Origin of the sequence: Arenibacter flavimaris (assembly GCF_030291335.1) — a bacterium.
In the GTDB taxonomy this organism is placed as follows: Bacteria; Bacteroidota; Bacteroidia; order Flavobacteriales; family Flavobacteriaceae; genus Arenibacter.
The window spans coordinates 85738-101662 of record NZ_JASWIM010000012.1; the positions used below are offsets into that span (position 1 = coordinate 85738).

Annotated in this window: 16 protein-coding genes; 9 read left to right on the forward strand and 7 right to left on the reverse strand. The window is 39.4% G+C overall.

The window, feature by feature from the left end; all coding sequences use genetic code 11:
- The first annotated feature begins 23 nt into the window (after positions 1 to 23).
- Entirely contained in the window at positions 24 to 1214 is a 1191-nt protein-coding gene (locus QSE00_RS11170) for an acetate/propionate family kinase (RefSeq protein WP_286106014.1), read from the forward strand.
- Between the two features lie 61 nt (positions 1215 to 1275).
- Here the strand turns inward: QSE00_RS11170 and QSE00_RS11175 are convergent, their stop codons facing one another.
- Positions 1276 to 1482 carry a YgaP family membrane protein gene (locus QSE00_RS11175; RefSeq protein WP_110356793.1) on the reverse strand — a complete coding sequence of 69 codons (207 nt, stop codon included), beginning with the start codon at positions 1480 to 1482 and terminating at the stop codon, positions 1276 to 1278.
- Positions 1483 to 1767: 285 nt separating this feature from the next.
- On the opposite strand from QSE00_RS11175, the gene QSE00_RS11180 reads away from it, so the two are divergent.
- The 3 genes from QSE00_RS11180 (at position 1768) to QSE00_RS11190 (ending at position 4743) form a co-directional block, all read left to right on the forward strand.
- Entirely contained in the window at positions 1768 to 2154 is a 387-nt protein-coding gene (locus tag QSE00_RS11180) for a hypothetical protein (RefSeq protein ID WP_110356792.1), read from the forward strand.
- Between the two features lie 5 nt (positions 2155 to 2159).
- Positions 2160 to 3842 carry an ABC1 kinase family protein gene (locus QSE00_RS11185; RefSeq protein WP_286106015.1) on the forward strand — a complete coding sequence of 561 codons (1683 nt, stop codon included), beginning with the start codon at positions 2160 to 2162 and terminating at the stop codon, positions 3840 to 3842.
- Positions 3843 to 3978: 136 nt separating this feature from the next.
- On the forward strand, positions 3979 to 4743 hold the full coding sequence (locus QSE00_RS11190; protein WP_286106016.1) for an exodeoxyribonuclease III: 765 nt from the start codon (positions 3979 to 3981) through the stop codon (positions 4741 to 4743).
- Here the strand turns inward: QSE00_RS11190 and QSE00_RS11195 are convergent.
- From QSE00_RS11195 to QSE00_RS11205, 3 genes are all read right to left on the reverse strand, one after another.
- Entirely contained in the window at positions 4740 to 5105 is a 366-nt protein-coding gene (locus QSE00_RS11195) for a hypothetical protein (protein ID WP_146216327.1), read from the reverse strand. The two genes, QSE00_RS11190 and QSE00_RS11195, sit on opposite strands and share 4 nt — an antisense overlap.
- 92 nt (positions 5106 to 5197) lie before the next feature.
- Entirely contained in the window at positions 5198 to 5596 is a 399-nt protein-coding gene (locus tag QSE00_RS11200; protein ID WP_286106017.1) for a hypothetical protein, read from the reverse strand.
- A gap of 24 nt (positions 5597 to 5620) precedes the next feature.
- Positions 5621 to 6388: an RNA polymerase sigma factor gene (locus tag QSE00_RS11205; protein WP_110356787.1), complete on the reverse strand. Its 768-nt coding sequence runs from the start codon at positions 6386 to 6388 to the stop codon at positions 5621 to 5623.
- Positions 6389 to 6641: 253 nt separating this feature from the next.
- On the opposite strand from QSE00_RS11205, the gene QSE00_RS11210 reads away from it, so the two are divergent.
- The 3 genes from QSE00_RS11210 to QSE00_RS11220 are packed head-to-tail and all read left to right on the forward strand — an operon-like array spanning position 6642 to position 7545.
- Positions 6642 to 6971: a YtxH domain-containing protein gene (locus QSE00_RS11210; protein ID WP_110356786.1), complete on the forward strand. Its 330-nt coding sequence runs from the start codon at positions 6642 to 6644 to the stop codon at positions 6969 to 6971.
- A 6-nt stretch (positions 6972 to 6977) separates the two neighbouring features.
- Positions 6978 to 7322, forward strand: a complete 345-nt coding sequence (locus QSE00_RS11215) for a hypothetical protein (RefSeq protein WP_286106018.1) — start codon at positions 6978 to 6980, stop codon at positions 7320 to 7322.
- Complete coding sequence (locus QSE00_RS11220; protein ID WP_286106019.1) at positions 7315 to 7545, forward strand: DUF6327 family protein; 231 nt, start codon at positions 7315 to 7317, stop codon at positions 7543 to 7545. The genes QSE00_RS11215 and QSE00_RS11220 overlap by 8 nt, the downstream gene beginning before the upstream one ends.
- A 35-nt stretch (positions 7546 to 7580) precedes the next feature.
- On the opposite strand, the gene QSE00_RS11225 is transcribed toward QSE00_RS11220, so the two are convergent.
- Together QSE00_RS11225 and QSE00_RS11230 are read right to left on the reverse strand one after the other, a co-directional pair.
- A complete protein-coding gene (locus QSE00_RS11225; protein WP_110356783.1) occupies positions 7581 to 8648 on the reverse strand; it encodes a response regulator in 1068 nt (355 codons plus the stop codon).
- Entirely contained in the window at positions 8626 to 11379 is a 2754-nt protein-coding gene (locus tag QSE00_RS11230; RefSeq protein ID WP_286106020.1) for a PAS domain S-box protein, read from the reverse strand. Before QSE00_RS11230 ends, QSE00_RS11225 begins: the two co-directional genes overlap by 23 nt.
- Positions 11380 to 11636: 257 nt before the next feature.
- Here QSE00_RS11230 and QSE00_RS11235 point away from each other — a divergent pair, with 257 nt between their 5' ends.
- Positions 11637 to 12476: a patatin-like phospholipase family protein gene (locus QSE00_RS11235; RefSeq protein ID WP_286106021.1), complete on the forward strand. Its 840-nt coding sequence runs from the start codon at positions 11637 to 11639 to the stop codon at positions 12474 to 12476.
- A 230-nt stretch (positions 12477 to 12706) separates the two neighbouring features.
- Here QSE00_RS11235 and QSE00_RS11240 read toward each other — a convergent pair whose 3' ends face one another.
- Positions 12707 to 13171 carry an Hsp20/alpha crystallin family protein gene (locus tag QSE00_RS11240; protein WP_110356912.1) on the reverse strand — a complete coding sequence of 155 codons (465 nt, stop codon included), beginning with the start codon at positions 13169 to 13171 and terminating at the stop codon, positions 12707 to 12709.
- Between the two features lie 218 nt (positions 13172 to 13389).
- Here QSE00_RS11240 and QSE00_RS11245 point away from each other — a divergent pair, with 218 nt between their 5' ends.
- Positions 13390 to 15900, forward strand: coding sequence for a cation-translocating P-type ATPase (locus QSE00_RS11245; RefSeq protein ID WP_286106022.1), 2511 nt, complete (start codon positions 13390 to 13392; stop codon positions 15898 to 15900).
- Positions 15901 to 15925 lie beyond the last annotated feature (25 nt).

The following is a 15925-nucleotide window of genomic DNA, read 5'->3' on the forward strand; positions in this document are numbered from 1 at the left end:
ACCAATACCAAAAAACCAAAAACATGAACATACTGATAATTAACGCAGGTAGTTCTTCCATTAAATACCAAGTAATTCAAATGCCTTCCGAGCTTTTAATCGGCAAGGGTCTAATAGAGCGAATCGGCTCCAAAAATGCAACTGTAAAATATAAAACCAATACCGTGGATATGGAGGAGGTTATGGTGATACCCGACCACAGTGCCGGATTCAAGAAAATGGCCACAATCCTGATGGATCCCGTCCTAGGTGTTATTGCAAATGTCAATGATATTGCCATAGTGGCCCATAGGGTAGTACATGGTGGCAACACCTTTTCCGATACTACGGTGATTACAGAGGAGGTAAAAGATAATATAGGGCAACTTGCCATATTGGCACCTTTACACAACCCACATAATTTGGGAGGAATATTATTGGCCGAAGAAGCCTTTCCCACTGCCAGACAAATTGCCGTTTTTGATACCGCTTTTCACCAGACCATGCCAGTGAAGGCCAAGAAATATGCCTTGCCCAATGAATTATATACAGATCACCGTATCCAAGCCTTTGGTTTTCATGGTACCAGTCATAAATATGTGTCCGAGAAGGCAACTTCCTTCTTAAGATTAAAATCTTCCAAAATGATTACGGTACATCTGGGCCATGGTTGTAGTATTACTGCTGTAAAGGATGGCAAAAGTGTTGATCATTCCATGGGTTTTACCCCTTCCAGTGGACTTATCATGGGTTCTAGAAGTGGGGACATAGATCATTCCCTTATATTTTATTTGGTAAATAGTTTAGGCTATGGCCTAGAAGAGGTCAATACCTTACTCTCCAAAAAAAGCGGCATGCTGGGACTAACGGGGCATACGGATCTAAGGGATATTGAAGCCAAAGCACAGGCCGGAAACCCGGAATGCCTATTGGCTTTGGAAATGAACGCATACCGTATTAAAAAGTATATAGGAGCCTATGCGGCTGCCATGAACGGATTGGATGCCCTAGTCTTTACCGCTGGCATTGGGGAAAATTCCAGCACGATCAGAAGCCTGGTATGCACCGACATGGAATATTTGGGCATTGCAATGGACCCTACCAAAAATGAATTAAAATCCTCGGACATCAGGGAAATTGGAAACGAAAATGCCCAAGTCAGAATATTGGTAGTCCCCACAAATGAAGAACTGGAAATAGCAAAACAGGCCTATGGGCTATCCCGAAAACTATGATTTTCACATCATAGATTTATAGCCACTTCTTGGAATTCACGCCTGTTAAGACCTAGGCCTATTACTTTTTCGCTTTACATGTTCTAATTCCAAAAGGAAGGTAGAGCGGGCAAAAGCCTATAAAACTGGTCAGGAAAAAGACAATGGCCAAAACCACCAGTACAATGCCCAACGTTCCGGAAATAACATCATTATAATAAAGAGCGATCAATGCCGCCGCTACCACAAAACGCAAGGTTCTGTCCAAATTACCCATATTTTTCCTCATAACTATTAATTTATATTATACAAATTGCAAGGCCCACTACCAAATGTCAATTCAATTGTTCAGGCATTGTATGTTTTTTATTTGCAAACATCAAACTACCACAAGTATATATTGACACTTCCTTGTTGGGTTCAGACCTTTTTTCGGTTTCCTCCAGTTGATGTTCCAACAATGCAAAGTAAGTGGATATGTAAAATTCCACAAATGATATATGTCATTTGAGGGGTGGATACATTTAAATAATTTTGGAGTGTGCCACATTAATAATATTTAAATACAATTATCATGGAAAAAGAGATCATATATAATTCAAACCTGCATTTTGAACACGAAATTTGGAGGAGGGAACTCTTCTTTTGGAAGGATGAACTCATCATTTTCAATAACAGGCTTAGCGAACTGGTTACTAGATGGACCAAAAAGGAGGTATTAAAGCAATTGGACCACTTTCAGAACGAATTTATACTACACGGTGGAGTAATTGAGGATTTATTGGAAGAAATAGAAATCCATGAAACCCGCATGGCCGGTCAAGATCTGGTATCGCATGACGCCATGGACACCGAATTGGTAAAAAAACATATAGAGTTCCGAAAAAAAATGGAGGTACAGGAAGAAATCTATGCGGATCTTAAAAAGGACTTCTTTCGTTTTTTGACCAAGTACCTCTAAATTATATGTTTGGTATAAAACTTCCACAGAAACAAAATCTTAAAAGGTACAATGCCCTATTCATGGTTCTTACCAAATATGGGTTTGAGGATATTATGGCCAACAGCCAAGCTAGAAAATTTATCCCCAAAAAATACCTTCTAAAACACCCTGATACAGAAAAGCGGTTATCAGGGTCTACATTTCAACGTATCCGTATGGTGCTTGAAGAATTGGGCCCATCCTATGTGAAAATGGGGCAAATTATGAGCAACCGGGACGATATGTTGCCTCCAGACCTGGTTAAGGAACTTGAAAAACTACAAGACCATGCTCCCACCCTACAGAATTTTGAAGTAGAAAAAGTTTTGTCACAGGAACTGAATATCAACTGCCCCCAATATTTCCTTTCTATTGACCCCAAACCATTGGCAGCGGCCTCTCTGGCCCAAGTACATAAGGCGCAACTCCTGAATGGAGATTGGGTAGCCCTAAAAATTCAGCGTCCCAATATAGCGGAGGTCATTGCTTCGGATATTTCCATTATGAAGGAAGTTGCCGAAGCCCTGGAAAAATATAGTGCACAGGTAAAGGCCTTTCAGCCCGCAAAATTGGTAGAGTCCTTTGAAAAAAGTGTTAACGAAGAACTTAGTTTTCATAGGGAAATGGACAATATGGAACATTTCGCCAGAAACTTTATGGACAACAATGATATCTATGTCCCAAAATTATACCGGGAATTGAGCAATGACCATATTATTTGTATGGAATGGATAGACGGAATCAAGGTTTCCGAACTGGAAAAATTAAAAGCCAAAAATATTGATTCCAGTGCCGTAGCAAAAGTTGGGGTAGATCTATATCTGGAACAGGTATTGGAACATGGTTTTTTTCACGCCGACCCACATCCCGGAAATCTATTTGTATTGCCCGAAGTCCAAAAAATCTGCTTTATAGATTTTGGTATGATGGGTACCATTATGCCTAAAGACAAGGAGGCACTAATAGATCTGCTGCTTTGTTTTTTAAAAAAAGATGTAAGGAAACTAATTCCGGTACTAAAAAAAATTGCCATAAGGTCCGAAATCCCGGATGAAAAAAAACTGGAGTATGATCTGTACGAATTGGTTGAAGGTATAAGCAATACCTCTATCCGTAACATTAAGTTGGGAATCACCTTGAAACAATTTAAAAATGTTCTTTACGAGAATAAAATTACGATACCACATTACTTATATATCCTTATAAGGGCTTTGGTAATAATAGAAGGCGTAGGTCTAAAATTGGACCCTGAATTCAACATAACGGATAACTTAGAACCCTATATGGCCAAGATTACCCGTAAAAGGTTTGGCCTAAAACGACTTTTTAAAAAGAACCTGAATAGATTTCAAGATTACAATGCCCTGTTGGATAAATTGCCGGACGACATTAATGAAATAGTGGATAAGATCAAAGATGGCAAATTGGTCATTGTACATGAACACAAAGGCTTGGACGAATTTAGAAAAACCTTAAAGACTGCTTTTAACCGTTTGGTATATGCGGTAATTATTGCTGCCCTATCCATAGGCTCCGCTCTTTTGGTAATGGCCGATATGCCTCCGAAGGTTAGTGGAATACCCGTATTGGGAGCAATAGGTTTTGGTCTGTCTGCCATTATTGGATTGGTTATTCTTATTTCAATCTACAGGAGTAAGAAGGAATAAACCTTCTACTGCTCTTTCCGAAGGTTGGGGAAGGAATGGATAAAACTTTAATTGATCATTTTATAAAAACAGTTCGGAATCATTATCTTTATTCCGAATTATTTTTTTAGATCGTGTCCTAAATAAAATCCATATAATGAGAATAATTTCCTGGAACGTCAACGGCATTAGGGCCATTGCCAAAAAAGATTTTTTTGAATCCGTTAACAAAATGGCACCTGATATTCTCTGTCTTCAAGAGACCAAGGCACAGGACCATGAGGTAGAGGAGACACTTTCGGCAATGGAACATTATATTATCCATTACAATTCGGCCGATAAGAAAGGTTATTCCGGCACTGCACTGCTAAGCAAAACAGCACCAATTGCCGTTACAAAAGATATGAAAATATCGGAGCACGATAGTGAAGGTAGAATACAATGTGCGGAGTATAATGATTTTTATTTGGTAAATGTCTACGTACCCAATTCCGGCCAGCAATTGGACCGTTTGGATTACCGTAAACAATGGGATGCGGATTTCCTAAACTACCTTAAAAACCTTGAAAAGACCAAACCCGTAATAGCTTGTGGGGATTTTAATGTGGCCCACAGGGCCATAGACCTTAAAAACGATAAAAGTAACTATAACAAAACAGCAGGATACACCCAAACTGAAATTGACGGAATGGACGCTTTTACCCAAGCAGGATTTGTGGATTCCTTTCGGCATTTTCATCCAGATACCGTAGCCTATACCTATTGGAGCTATCGTTTTAAGTCGCGGGAACGAAATACAGGCTGGCGTATAGATTATTTTTTGGTAAGCAAGTCTTTGGTAGACCGTATAAAGTCTGTTGACATCCTATCGGATTATTTTGGTTCCGACCATTGTCCCATCTCCTTGGAAATAGAATTCTAGACAGATCCGATTTGCCCTAAATATTCCTGCAGGACACTAACTTGAAAATCCCCTACGACCTGTAGATCGGCATCGGCATTCATAAGCACCAACCCAAAGGCCAAATGTGATAGCTTGCAATCGCTCACCACTTGTTCTTGAATTCCAGTGAATACCGGCCTAAAATGTTGATCTATATCCAGACCGGAAGATTTCCCTACAGCCATGGCCTTGACCACCGCCTCAGTAATTTGTGTGGGCGACAAACCATGTGCCAACAAATCGCTGGCCAGATGTTTCAACCGAAATCCATAGTAGAATTCCAAAAAATTGGCAATACTATCCATTGTTTTATTTTCCGAAGTGTAAATTGAAATTTCCATAACTTTCATATATATTTGAACGCTGTCATTTTGTTCATGGACAAAGATTATTGGACTCATTTCCCCCTAAGGCACATCTGCAAACGTTATGGCTACAACTTCTTGGCGTACCCAAATACCATTTTTTTTAATTCCTTAAAGTCATTGGTAAACAAATCCATTTGTTCTTTAAGGACCGCATGTTTTCCCCTATAATCCTGATCGGATAAACCTTCCTCTCCTTTTACCAGTCTGGAAAGTAACCTTTCATGGTCTAGTATATCTGCTGCCAAATAATCAAATAGCGATGCGTGGATCTTGTCCAAGTATTGCAGCATTTGTCCATATTCCGAGGCATTCACCTGCTCATGATCCAACAAATCGCTGAAAAATTTAACTTCATCCTTCCAAAATGCTATGCTATTGGTCCATTCCTTACTTTCCTTGTGTAGCATATCCAATGCACTACCCAACAATATTTCTTTTTTCGGACTCGATGATTTGGCGCTCATAGATCTTTATTAAGTTATCCCTAGTTAGGACACATACCTACTTAAGAAACTTTTACGCAAGCTTTTCCTAGCTGCCTCCAAAATGGATTCTACCTCCTTAATGGTACTGTTGCGTATTTTAGCAATTTCGGCCACATCAAACTGATGTTCTGTAAAAAGCTCATACACCCTTCGCATGGGTACTGGTAACTGCCGTAATACCAATTCTGTGTGTTTCCTAATATTCTCATCTCCCAGTTCCTTGTCCAATTGGACTATGATTTTCTCATCCCCGTCTTCGACAAAAACATGATTCAGTACATAATCGTTCTTCGCATAGGAAATATCGTCCCATTCTTCTTTCATCACCAAATCACCATCCCCATCGGTAGAAAATTTCTCCTGCATTTCATCCCATTCGGGCTTGGAATAGTTATCCAAATTCTCTAAGAATAAGGAATCAAATTCCTCTTCAACAAGAATATCCCCCAATAACTCATCTACCTTTTTAAACATCCAAGGGTAAAGTTCCTTTTCATTTTCAATTTCATCAATATGATCATACATCTCTATAAAGAGTTGATCAATGAAATCATCTGCCCTATACTTGTTCCTATCAATTTTGCCACTGGCCAATGCCCTGTCAAGTTCCTTATTAACATACCGTTTCACTTTAGGTATCGCCTTTACCAAAAGATTATTGAATGATGAAAGATCCCCTTCCTTTTTGAGCCGTATCAAATCCTTGTACGTATTGGCTACAAATAAGTGAAACTCCCTATTGCCTTCATAAATATTTACTGATTCTTCCATGTTGAATTTATTTATATACTAAGTAACTTTCCTTCAAAAATGCAAACTTCAACGCTTATATAAAATGACTTATATCAGTTGTCCTTCTTCCTTCCGGTTTTTTAATAGGTTGGCCAAAGCCTTGCAAAACTTGAAACCTAATTTAAGTACCTATTTGGGAATAGGATATGATTTAAATCATTTCAAATCGATTTTGTTAGGGCTACATTTGATTATTATTCTAAAACATGTAGTAATCTAAAAATCAAAAATCATGACAAACAACGACGGGAATATTTTTTTGGCATTATTGACAGGGGCTGCCATAGGTGCAGGAATTGGAATTTTATATGCCCCGGACAAGGGTATTGAGACCAGACATAAATTAAAGCAAAAAGTTGGGGAAACCACCCATGATATATCTGATAGAATATCGCACGCCAAGGAAGAACTTACCAAAACTGCCAACGAGAAAAAAGATGCCTTCGACCGAAAATTGGATGAAGCCATTTCCACTATGAGCTACAAGGCAGATGATATTATTGCTTCTTTGGAGCGCAAATTGGAAGACTTAAAAAAGAAAAACGCACAACTTCAAAAATAAGGTAATATGGCCTTGGAAGAAATTAAGAGAGACCTTACAGAGGCAGAAGCCGATGTAAGGTCTTATCTAGAAAATAGCGAAGAGTATGCCAAGCTAAAAATATTTAAGGTGCTCATGGAGCTGGTGACCATATTTGCACAAACCCTTTTAATTGGGGCTTTGGCCCTACTTGCCTTGGTTTTGTTGTCTTGGGCAGCATCAAACGCTCTTAACACAGTTATGGAAAGCACTTACCTTGGGTATTTAGTGGTTGGTATGGCCTATATTCTCATAGCTTTCATAAGTTATTATCTTAGGGATAAGCTCAATGGGCCATTATTACGTACATTTTCCAAACATTTTTTTGATTAAGACTATGGGGAAGCAATACAACTCTTTTAAAGAAATTGATGAAAGGCTAATGGTCTTGAAATTACAGCGCCAAATTGAAATTGAAAGCCTTAAACTTAATATTAATCAGGTTAAGGCAAATCTAAGACCATTGCAATTGGCAGGGAATCTGAAGGGAAGCATACAACAAATATTGTTGGTCTATGCCATTAGGAAACTCAAAGCCATTTTTAACCGAAGGTAGCTTCCACGATTCTGACCCTTTACCCATTGGCAACTTTAAAAATCGGCTACTTCCCTAAGTCCTTTTTCATTTGTTATAGTAATCCTTCTTCCGTGGTCGGTGGCAATCAAACCTTCTTCCTTAAAGTCCGATAAGGTACGGATAGCGGTTTCTGTTGCCGTACCGATCAAACCTGCGAAATCTTCCCGAGGAATCCCTATGCCCCCGTTGGGTTTATCCAGTATTACCTGCTTATCATAAAGGTCCAATAGTGCCTTGGCTGCCCGTTTCCTTACCGAGGCATAAGCCATATCCACCAACTGTTCCTGTAAGTGCATTATATTATTGGATATCATACCTATAAATTTCTGAGAAACCACAGAGTTGCCATAAAGCAATTTGGTAAAATCTTTCCTGGGAATGGCACACAATTCGGCATCTTCCAACACAGTGGCATTTTCAACATACACTTTATTGGAATTCAACAAGGACAATTGCCCAATAAAATCGCCCGGGCCTAAAATACCCGTTACGAATTCCTTTCCAGATTCGGTGCTTTTATAGGTCTTCACACTACCGTATTCTATGAAATACAAGGAATGTGCATTATCGCCTTCCCAAAAAATAATCTCCTTTTTATGGTACTTCTTAAGGGGGTAATCCTTGGAAAGACTCTTCATATCCATGTATTGGGTGGCCTCATCCAGAAAATTATTAAGTCCCTCCATGTTTTTTGCAATCTCTTTTTTAAGAAAATCGCTCTTGCGCAAACGGGAGGCAATAGCCTCCAATAATTCCTTTTCCTCAAAAGGTTTGGTCAAATAATCGTCTGCCCCCAAATTCATTCCCAACCGCACCTCTGCCCTATCGGTTTTTGCCGTCAAAAATATAAAGGGTATACTTGAGGTTGCATTGTTTTTACCCAACAGTTCCAAGACTCCATAACCGTCCAATTCGGGCATCATAATGTCGCATATAATCACATCTGGCCTAAATATTTCAGCGCGTTCTACCCCTATTTTACCATTCTCGGCAGTAGTGACCTCGTAATTGGCCAATTCCAATATGTCTGCTGTATTTTCCCGCACATCCTTGTTATCCTCAATCAATAGAATTCTTTTCATATCCGTTTATATTTACGGGAAGTTCAATATTAAAGGTACTTCCAACACCCACTTCACTTTTAAAACTTATACTACCACCCAATAGTTCCGTATACTGTTTAACAATATGAAGCCCGAGACCCGTGCCCTGGAAGTTGGTGGCGTTTTCTGCACGAAAGAAGCGATTGAACAGGTTCTTTTGCTCCTCTTTGGGTATTCCAATGCCTTTATCCTTAATCTCTATAAATAGTATTTCTCCCTTAACCTCAATTTTTATGATGATTATTTGTTGCTCCTCCGAATACTTTATAGCATTGGAGAGAAGGTTTATAAGGATATGATTCAATAATTTGGGGTCAAGAAAAACCGATATGGAAGGTTCGGGACACTTTAAGACAAAGTCTTGACCATCCTTTTTGTTTGGCTCCATTTCATCGAGCAACATTTTTATAAATTGTATCAATTCAAAAGACTGTGGTTTTACCTGTACCTTGCCTTCCTCCAACTTGCTCAAGGATAAGAAGTCGTTCAGAATAACAACTAGATCCTTTACATTGGTTCTAATCCGCGAGACATGTTTCAATCTCCTGTCCTCTTTCCCTGGCTCATTCTGTTTTCCTATTAGGATAGCAGAGGAAAGTATGGCACTTAGCGGGGTACGGAATTCATGTGAGGCCATCGAAATAAATCGGGATTTGAGCTCATTTAGTTCCTTTTCCGCTGTCAGTGTCCTTTCCAACTTATGTTGTACCTCTTTCTGCTCATTAACATTGTTGTAAACAAACAAGGCCCACATTATTTTTTTTTCATCGGAATAGAGCGGTGTCGAATTTACGGCATAGCATTGATCATGAAAATCCACTTCAAAAGAAATATTGCTTCCCCTTAATGTCTTTCGAATATCCGATTTTATTTTTTTGATCTGGCCTTTTGAAAAAACGGGGATGTCATCTAGGGGAATTCCTTCAAAATCCGCCTTTTTAACATTGATACGGTCCATCTCCTCCCCTTCCACATAAACCAATTCGTAATCGGAATTAAAGACCATAATGATTCCATTGGGGAAATTATGTGCTATGGCAGAAAACAATGCCTTGTTTAGCTTCGCCTTCTTTTCCGCCCTTTGGGTCTCCACCACCTGATCTTCCAGATCTAAACTGGTGGCTGCCAATTTCTGCACTGTAGTTTCTACCTCCCGTGTCCGTTCCTTTACTCTATCCTCCAATTGTTGGGCATATTCCTCTAATTTCCTTTTGTTTTGCTGAATTTCAGTAACATCGTTCTGAACCCCTATAAAATGTGTCAATTTTTGCTCTTTGTCATATAAGGGCGTAATGGCCAGATCATTCCAAAAAAGGGTTCCGTCCTTACGATAATTTCTGAGTACCACCCTACAGGGCTTACCACTTTGTATAGCCTTTGCCAAGTTTGCAATTTCGGGTTGGTGCCGATCCCTATTCTGTAAAAACCTACAATTTCTTCCTAGAATCTCATCACGGGCATACCCCGTTATTTTAGTAAAGGACTTATTGCTATAGATTATTGGCAGTTTTGGATTTTGGGCATCTACAATAATAATTCCGTTTCCAGCAAGTTCCAAGGCACTATTCCTTATATTTAAAGTGTTTTGTAATAACTTGGTTTCTGTGATATCCACACCAGAACTTACAACCCCAATAATTTGATCGTTTCCATCCCGTAAGATAGCATTTCGCCATTGTATAAGTCGCTCCCTACCATCTTTGGTCAACACATGGTTTTCATAAAAATCGGGGGGATCCACGTAATCCGCAAAACTAGTATCGAGAAGTGCCATTAGTCCCTTTCGTTCCCTTGGCGGAACGAAGCCGGTAAACCAGTTCTTGTGCAAAATTGCATCCCGATCATAACCTAAAACCTCACAGGTCTTTTTATTGACAAGCTCAATGGAATAATTCTTATTGATCACCAAAAACATGGAAGCTGAATTATCCAAATACTGACGTAGTAATTTTTTTTCCTTGTTAAGTGCAATTTCCATTTCCTTACGCTCCGTAATATCCTGCATAAAACCTTCCAAACTGTAGGCTATGCCTTGTTGGTCCAAAACACAGGAAACCTGTTCCCAGATCCATTTTATTTCTTTGTTGGCCGTAACAATCCTATAGGTGAGCTGATACGGTCTTTCCCCTACTATTGCCTTTTTTACCTTTGCCAAAACCCATGACCTATCCTCTGGGTGAATTATGGATTCCCAGGTATGTTCCAGGTTGGCATAAAATTGTTCAGGAGAATACCCACTAATGGAAAGGCAAGCTTCGTTAATAAAATCAAAATTCCAAGGTTTATCAATTTTGGAACGATATACTATTCCCGCTACATTGGAGATCAGGGTTCGAAACTTTCTATCGCTTTCAAATACGGAAACATTGGCCGGCTTACAATATATAACCTTTAAATTCTGTCCTTTAACTACAGTTGGCACTATCCTAAAATCGATATGAAATTTGATCCCATCCTTACCTAGACCGTAAAACTTTTTGGCCCCTTCAACAATACCATCCATTGGAACGGCAATAGTGTTGATCTCCCAATCTGGAACAATCCATTGAACATGCTTCCCCTTCAATTCGCCCCCATCATAGCCGAATATTCTTGCCGCCGATGGATTGGAGGTGAGAATGCATCCAAATTGGTCTACCACAATCAATCCAATAAAAGATGATTCAAAAATGGATTGAAAAAGATCGCTATTTGTTATTTTTTCGGTCATTGCCCCCTTTACTGATTTTTACTAATGGTCTTGACCAAACCAAAAAGGAAGAACGGTAGGAGTTTAGTTGAATATACCCCCTCTTAAGGCCTGTATCCTGGTTTTTTAGTACTCAGTTACACAAATGTATTGTTCACCTAATCCGAAAGAAATGATATCGGTCATAACCTGAGCCCAGATTCCCTTAACATGACAATAGTCATATCCATACTCCCAATTATGCAATAATTTTGAGATTAAATATAAAAGTACGATCAATGACTACAGGTTTGGTATTATCCGGGGGTGGAATCCGGGGCGTTGCCCATTTGGGAGCAATAAAGGCCTTGGAGGAATATGGTATTTACCCCTCGCATATAGCGGGAACAAGTGCAGGTGCCATTGTTGGTGCCCTATACGCTTCGGGCTGTACTTGGGAGCAAATGTTGGATTTTTTTAAGACTACGGAAATTTTTAGTCTTACCAATTATGCGATGGGAAAACCTGGTTTTCTGGACACAGAAAAATTCCATCGTCAATTAAAGGCCTACATACCGGTTGATACCTTTGAATCCTTGGAAAGGCAACTTTTTGTTACAGCCACTAACTTGCTCGATGGCACACTCCATATTTTTAGTCGAGGAGAACTAATAAAACCAGTATTGGCGTCTGCAGCGGTTCCTGGATTATTTGCTCCTGTACAAATTGAAAAAGGATATTACGTAGACGGTGGCACTTTAAACAATTTCCCTGTGGATCTAATTAAAAAGTATTGCGATCTTATCGTAGGTGTTTATGTAAACCCTTTCAGTCCTGTAAGCATTAAGGATCTGAACCACGTTAACAAAGTTTTGGAAAGGGCCTATCATGTAATGGTGGCCAATGAAACGACCAAGAAATTCAAGGATTGTGATTTATTGATTCGCCCGTCTAACATGGATAAATACAGTATGTTCTCCTTAAAAAACCTGGACATAATCTTAGAACTGGGATATAATGCCACCATAAACGCCTTAAAAAACAACCCCATTTCTTCGGAATTACTGTCGGAGGCAGAATTGGAAGCTATGAATGGCTTTTCTTTGGACACTGCGGTTAAAGGGAATCCAAAAGATTGATCCCCCACGAAAATCATCACTTGTTATCAAGATTTTTATACTAGGTTGAAATATACAAGGTAAAATATCTCTATAGGTATTTTGCTTCTTTACCCCTACTTATCACCACATGATGTAACCCAGCCAAATTATGGAATTCAAAAGCCTTCCTGTCCAATATACCCTGTGTGGACACGTTTAGGGTTAAGACAGGAAGGCAATTGCTAACCAAATAAATAACCAATAACTAACTAACCTATCTGTACCTTTTTAGGAGGCATTTTTTTTGTCGTTTCTTTTTTGGCAAGGTTAAAGCTCAGTATACCATCTTTGTAGGCAGCCTTAATTTCTTCCTGCTTTACATTCTCAGGTAATTGTAAGGACCGCTCAAAGGAATTATAGCTAAATTCCCTACGTGTAAATTTGTCCTCCTTTTCCTCCTTGGATTGTGATTTCTCGGCAGCAATATTTAGGCATCCATCATCAATGGTTACCTCAAAGTCCTTTTTTTGAAATCCCGGAGCGGCCAACTCGATTTCAAAATGGTCATCGGTTTCCTTAATATTCAAAGCTGGTTCCGATCTTTTCCCGTTCCAGAAACTATCGGGCAACATATCCCTTCCCCAAGCACGATTATCAAAAAAATCGTCCAAATCAAAAAAATCCTGGTTCACTAAATTTCCAAATGGTCTTCTTTTAAATTTTACAAGTGACATAATACTGTGTTTTTTAGGGTTATACATATATTATAGCCCTAAATTACTTTCAAGAACAATGTAAAAAAATGACATAGGTCAGTCTCTCTAAATTTATTTAAATTTATTTTTACAGTATCATTATCATTGAGCTCCAACAAGGCTGTTAATCCCTTTTCATTCATATGCGATTACTGTTTTCTTTAAGGTGAGCTGGCATAATTCACTAATCCAATTATATGATCAATCCAATCGATTTTGGCATCAAAGGGCTTACGGATGAGGAGGTAAAGAACTCCGGGAAAAAGTACGGCAAAAATAGCCTCAGTTATAAAAAGGAAAATGGTTTCTTTGATGCCTTAAAAAGTATAGCTCAAGAACCAATGCTCATTTTATTGATGGTGGCTTCCTCCATCTACTTTATAACAGGAAATAATGGTGATGGTATATTTATGGTCGTCGCTATAATCCTGGTAGCTTCCATATCCCTCTACCAAGACTCCAAAAGTAGGATGGCCCTGGAAAAATTAAAGAATCTAACCCAACCCAATAGTCAGGTTATTAGGAACGGCCTGGTTGTAGAAATATCCAGTGATGAACTGGTTGTGGGCGACAGTCTCATGGTTGAGGAAGGCAACACCATTCCTGCGGATGGCACCATTGTACATTCCAACGATTTCTCCGTAAACGAATCCATACTTACTGGGGAATCGTTTTCTGTTTTTAAGGATGCTTCAAAATTGGACAATAAGATATTTGGTGGTACCACAGTTGCCAGTGGGTTGGCAATCGCCACCATTACAGATGTTGGCAACAGCACAAAATTGGGTAAAATTGGAAAAAGTCTTGAAAGTATTGAAGAAGAAAGGACACCTTTGGAACAACAGATTTCCAATTTCGTAAAGCATATGTCCATTTGGGGCGGTATAATCTTTCTCTTGGTCTGGGGAATCAATTATCTGCAAACACGGGAGATATTGGAAAGCTTGTTAAAGGCATTGACCTTGGCCATGAGTGTGCTGCCAGAAGAAATACCGGTGGCCTTTACCACCTTTATGGCCCTAGGCGCCTATAGGTTGATGAAAATGGGCATTGTTGTAAAACAAATGAAAACTGTGGAAACACTGGGAAGTGCCACCGTTATTTGTACGGACAAAACAGGTACCATAACCCAGAATAAAATGAAACTTGCAAAACTCTTCACCCTGGATACCGGAGAGATAGTTTCGGCCAATGCCCCTCTGAATACTTATCAAAAGGAGTTGGTCACCATAGCGATGTGGGCCAGTGAGCCAATACCTTTCGATCCTATGGAAAAGGCTTTGCATGAGGCCTATGGTAGCATTGCTTCTGTGGACCAGCGGCCCAATTATAAAATGATACATGAGTATCCCCTAAGCGGAAAACCTCCTATGATGACCCATCTGTTCGAAAATAGTGCAGGCAACCGTATCATTGCTGCCAAAGGGGCCCCGGAAGCTCTTTTGGAATCTTCCAACCTTACGGATGCCCAAAAAAAACAGATCACTGACGTATTGAACAATTTAGGGCAGGAAGGATACCGTATGTTAGGGGTGGGACAGGCCGATTTAAAAGGGTTCGACTTTCCTGAAAAACAACAGGATTTTCAATTTGAATTTAAGGGTTTAGTGGCCTTCTATGACCCTCCTAAGGAAAATATTCGCCAAGTACTTAAAGATTTTGACAAGGCTGGAATACAGGTAAAACTAGTTACAGGTGATAATCCCGCGACATCTATGGCCATTGCCAAACAAATTGATTTTCCCGGCTACGAAAAAAGCATGACCGGGGAAGAACTTATGAAATTACAGGATGGGGAACTACAACATAAGGTCATGGAAACCCAGATCTTTACACGTATGTTCCCAGAAGCCAAATTAAGAATTGTAAACGCCATAAAAGCCAATAAGGAAATAGTGGCCATGACGGGAGACGGTGTAAATGACGGACCCGCGCTAAAAGCCTCACATATTGGTATAGCCATGGGCAAAAAAGGAACCGAAATTGCAAAACAGGCCGCCTCCTTGATCTTGGTAGACGATGACCTTTCCAAAATGGTCGATGCCATTGCCATGGGCAGAAAAATTTATGGCAATTTAAAAAAGGCCATTCAGTATATCATATCCATCCATATCCCTATCATACTAACGGTATTTATCCCCCTGGCATTGGGATGGGCCTATCCCGCCATTTTTTCACCCTCCCATGTTATTTTATTGGAATTGATTATGGGACCCACCTGTTCCATCATTTATGAAAACGAGCCCATGGAAAAAAATACAATGATCCAAAAACCAAGGCCATTTACAACAACATTTTTTAATTTTAAGGAATTGATAACCAGTATCGTACAGGGATTGGTAATTACTTTGGGTTCCTTATCGGTATACCAATACGCCGTTTATGAAGGATATAATGAATCGCTGACTAGAACGATGGTGTTTATGGTATTGATCTCATCCAATATATTCCTGACCTTGATAAACCGCTCTTTCCTCTACTCCATTTGGACTACTTTAAAATATAAGAACAACTTGGTCCCCTTGATTATTGGGATTACCTTGATCTTATCGGCACTACTACTCTATATGCCCCCATTTACAAGATTTTTTCAATTTGAAGCCTTAAGCGGAGGTCAACTGGGGATTTCTGTTGTTGTAGGCATTGTCTCTGTGCTATGGTATGAAATAGTGAAGATGGTAAAACGGGCCAAGGGAAAATTAAGATAGTGCTTTGGATCTCCAGAAAGAAGGT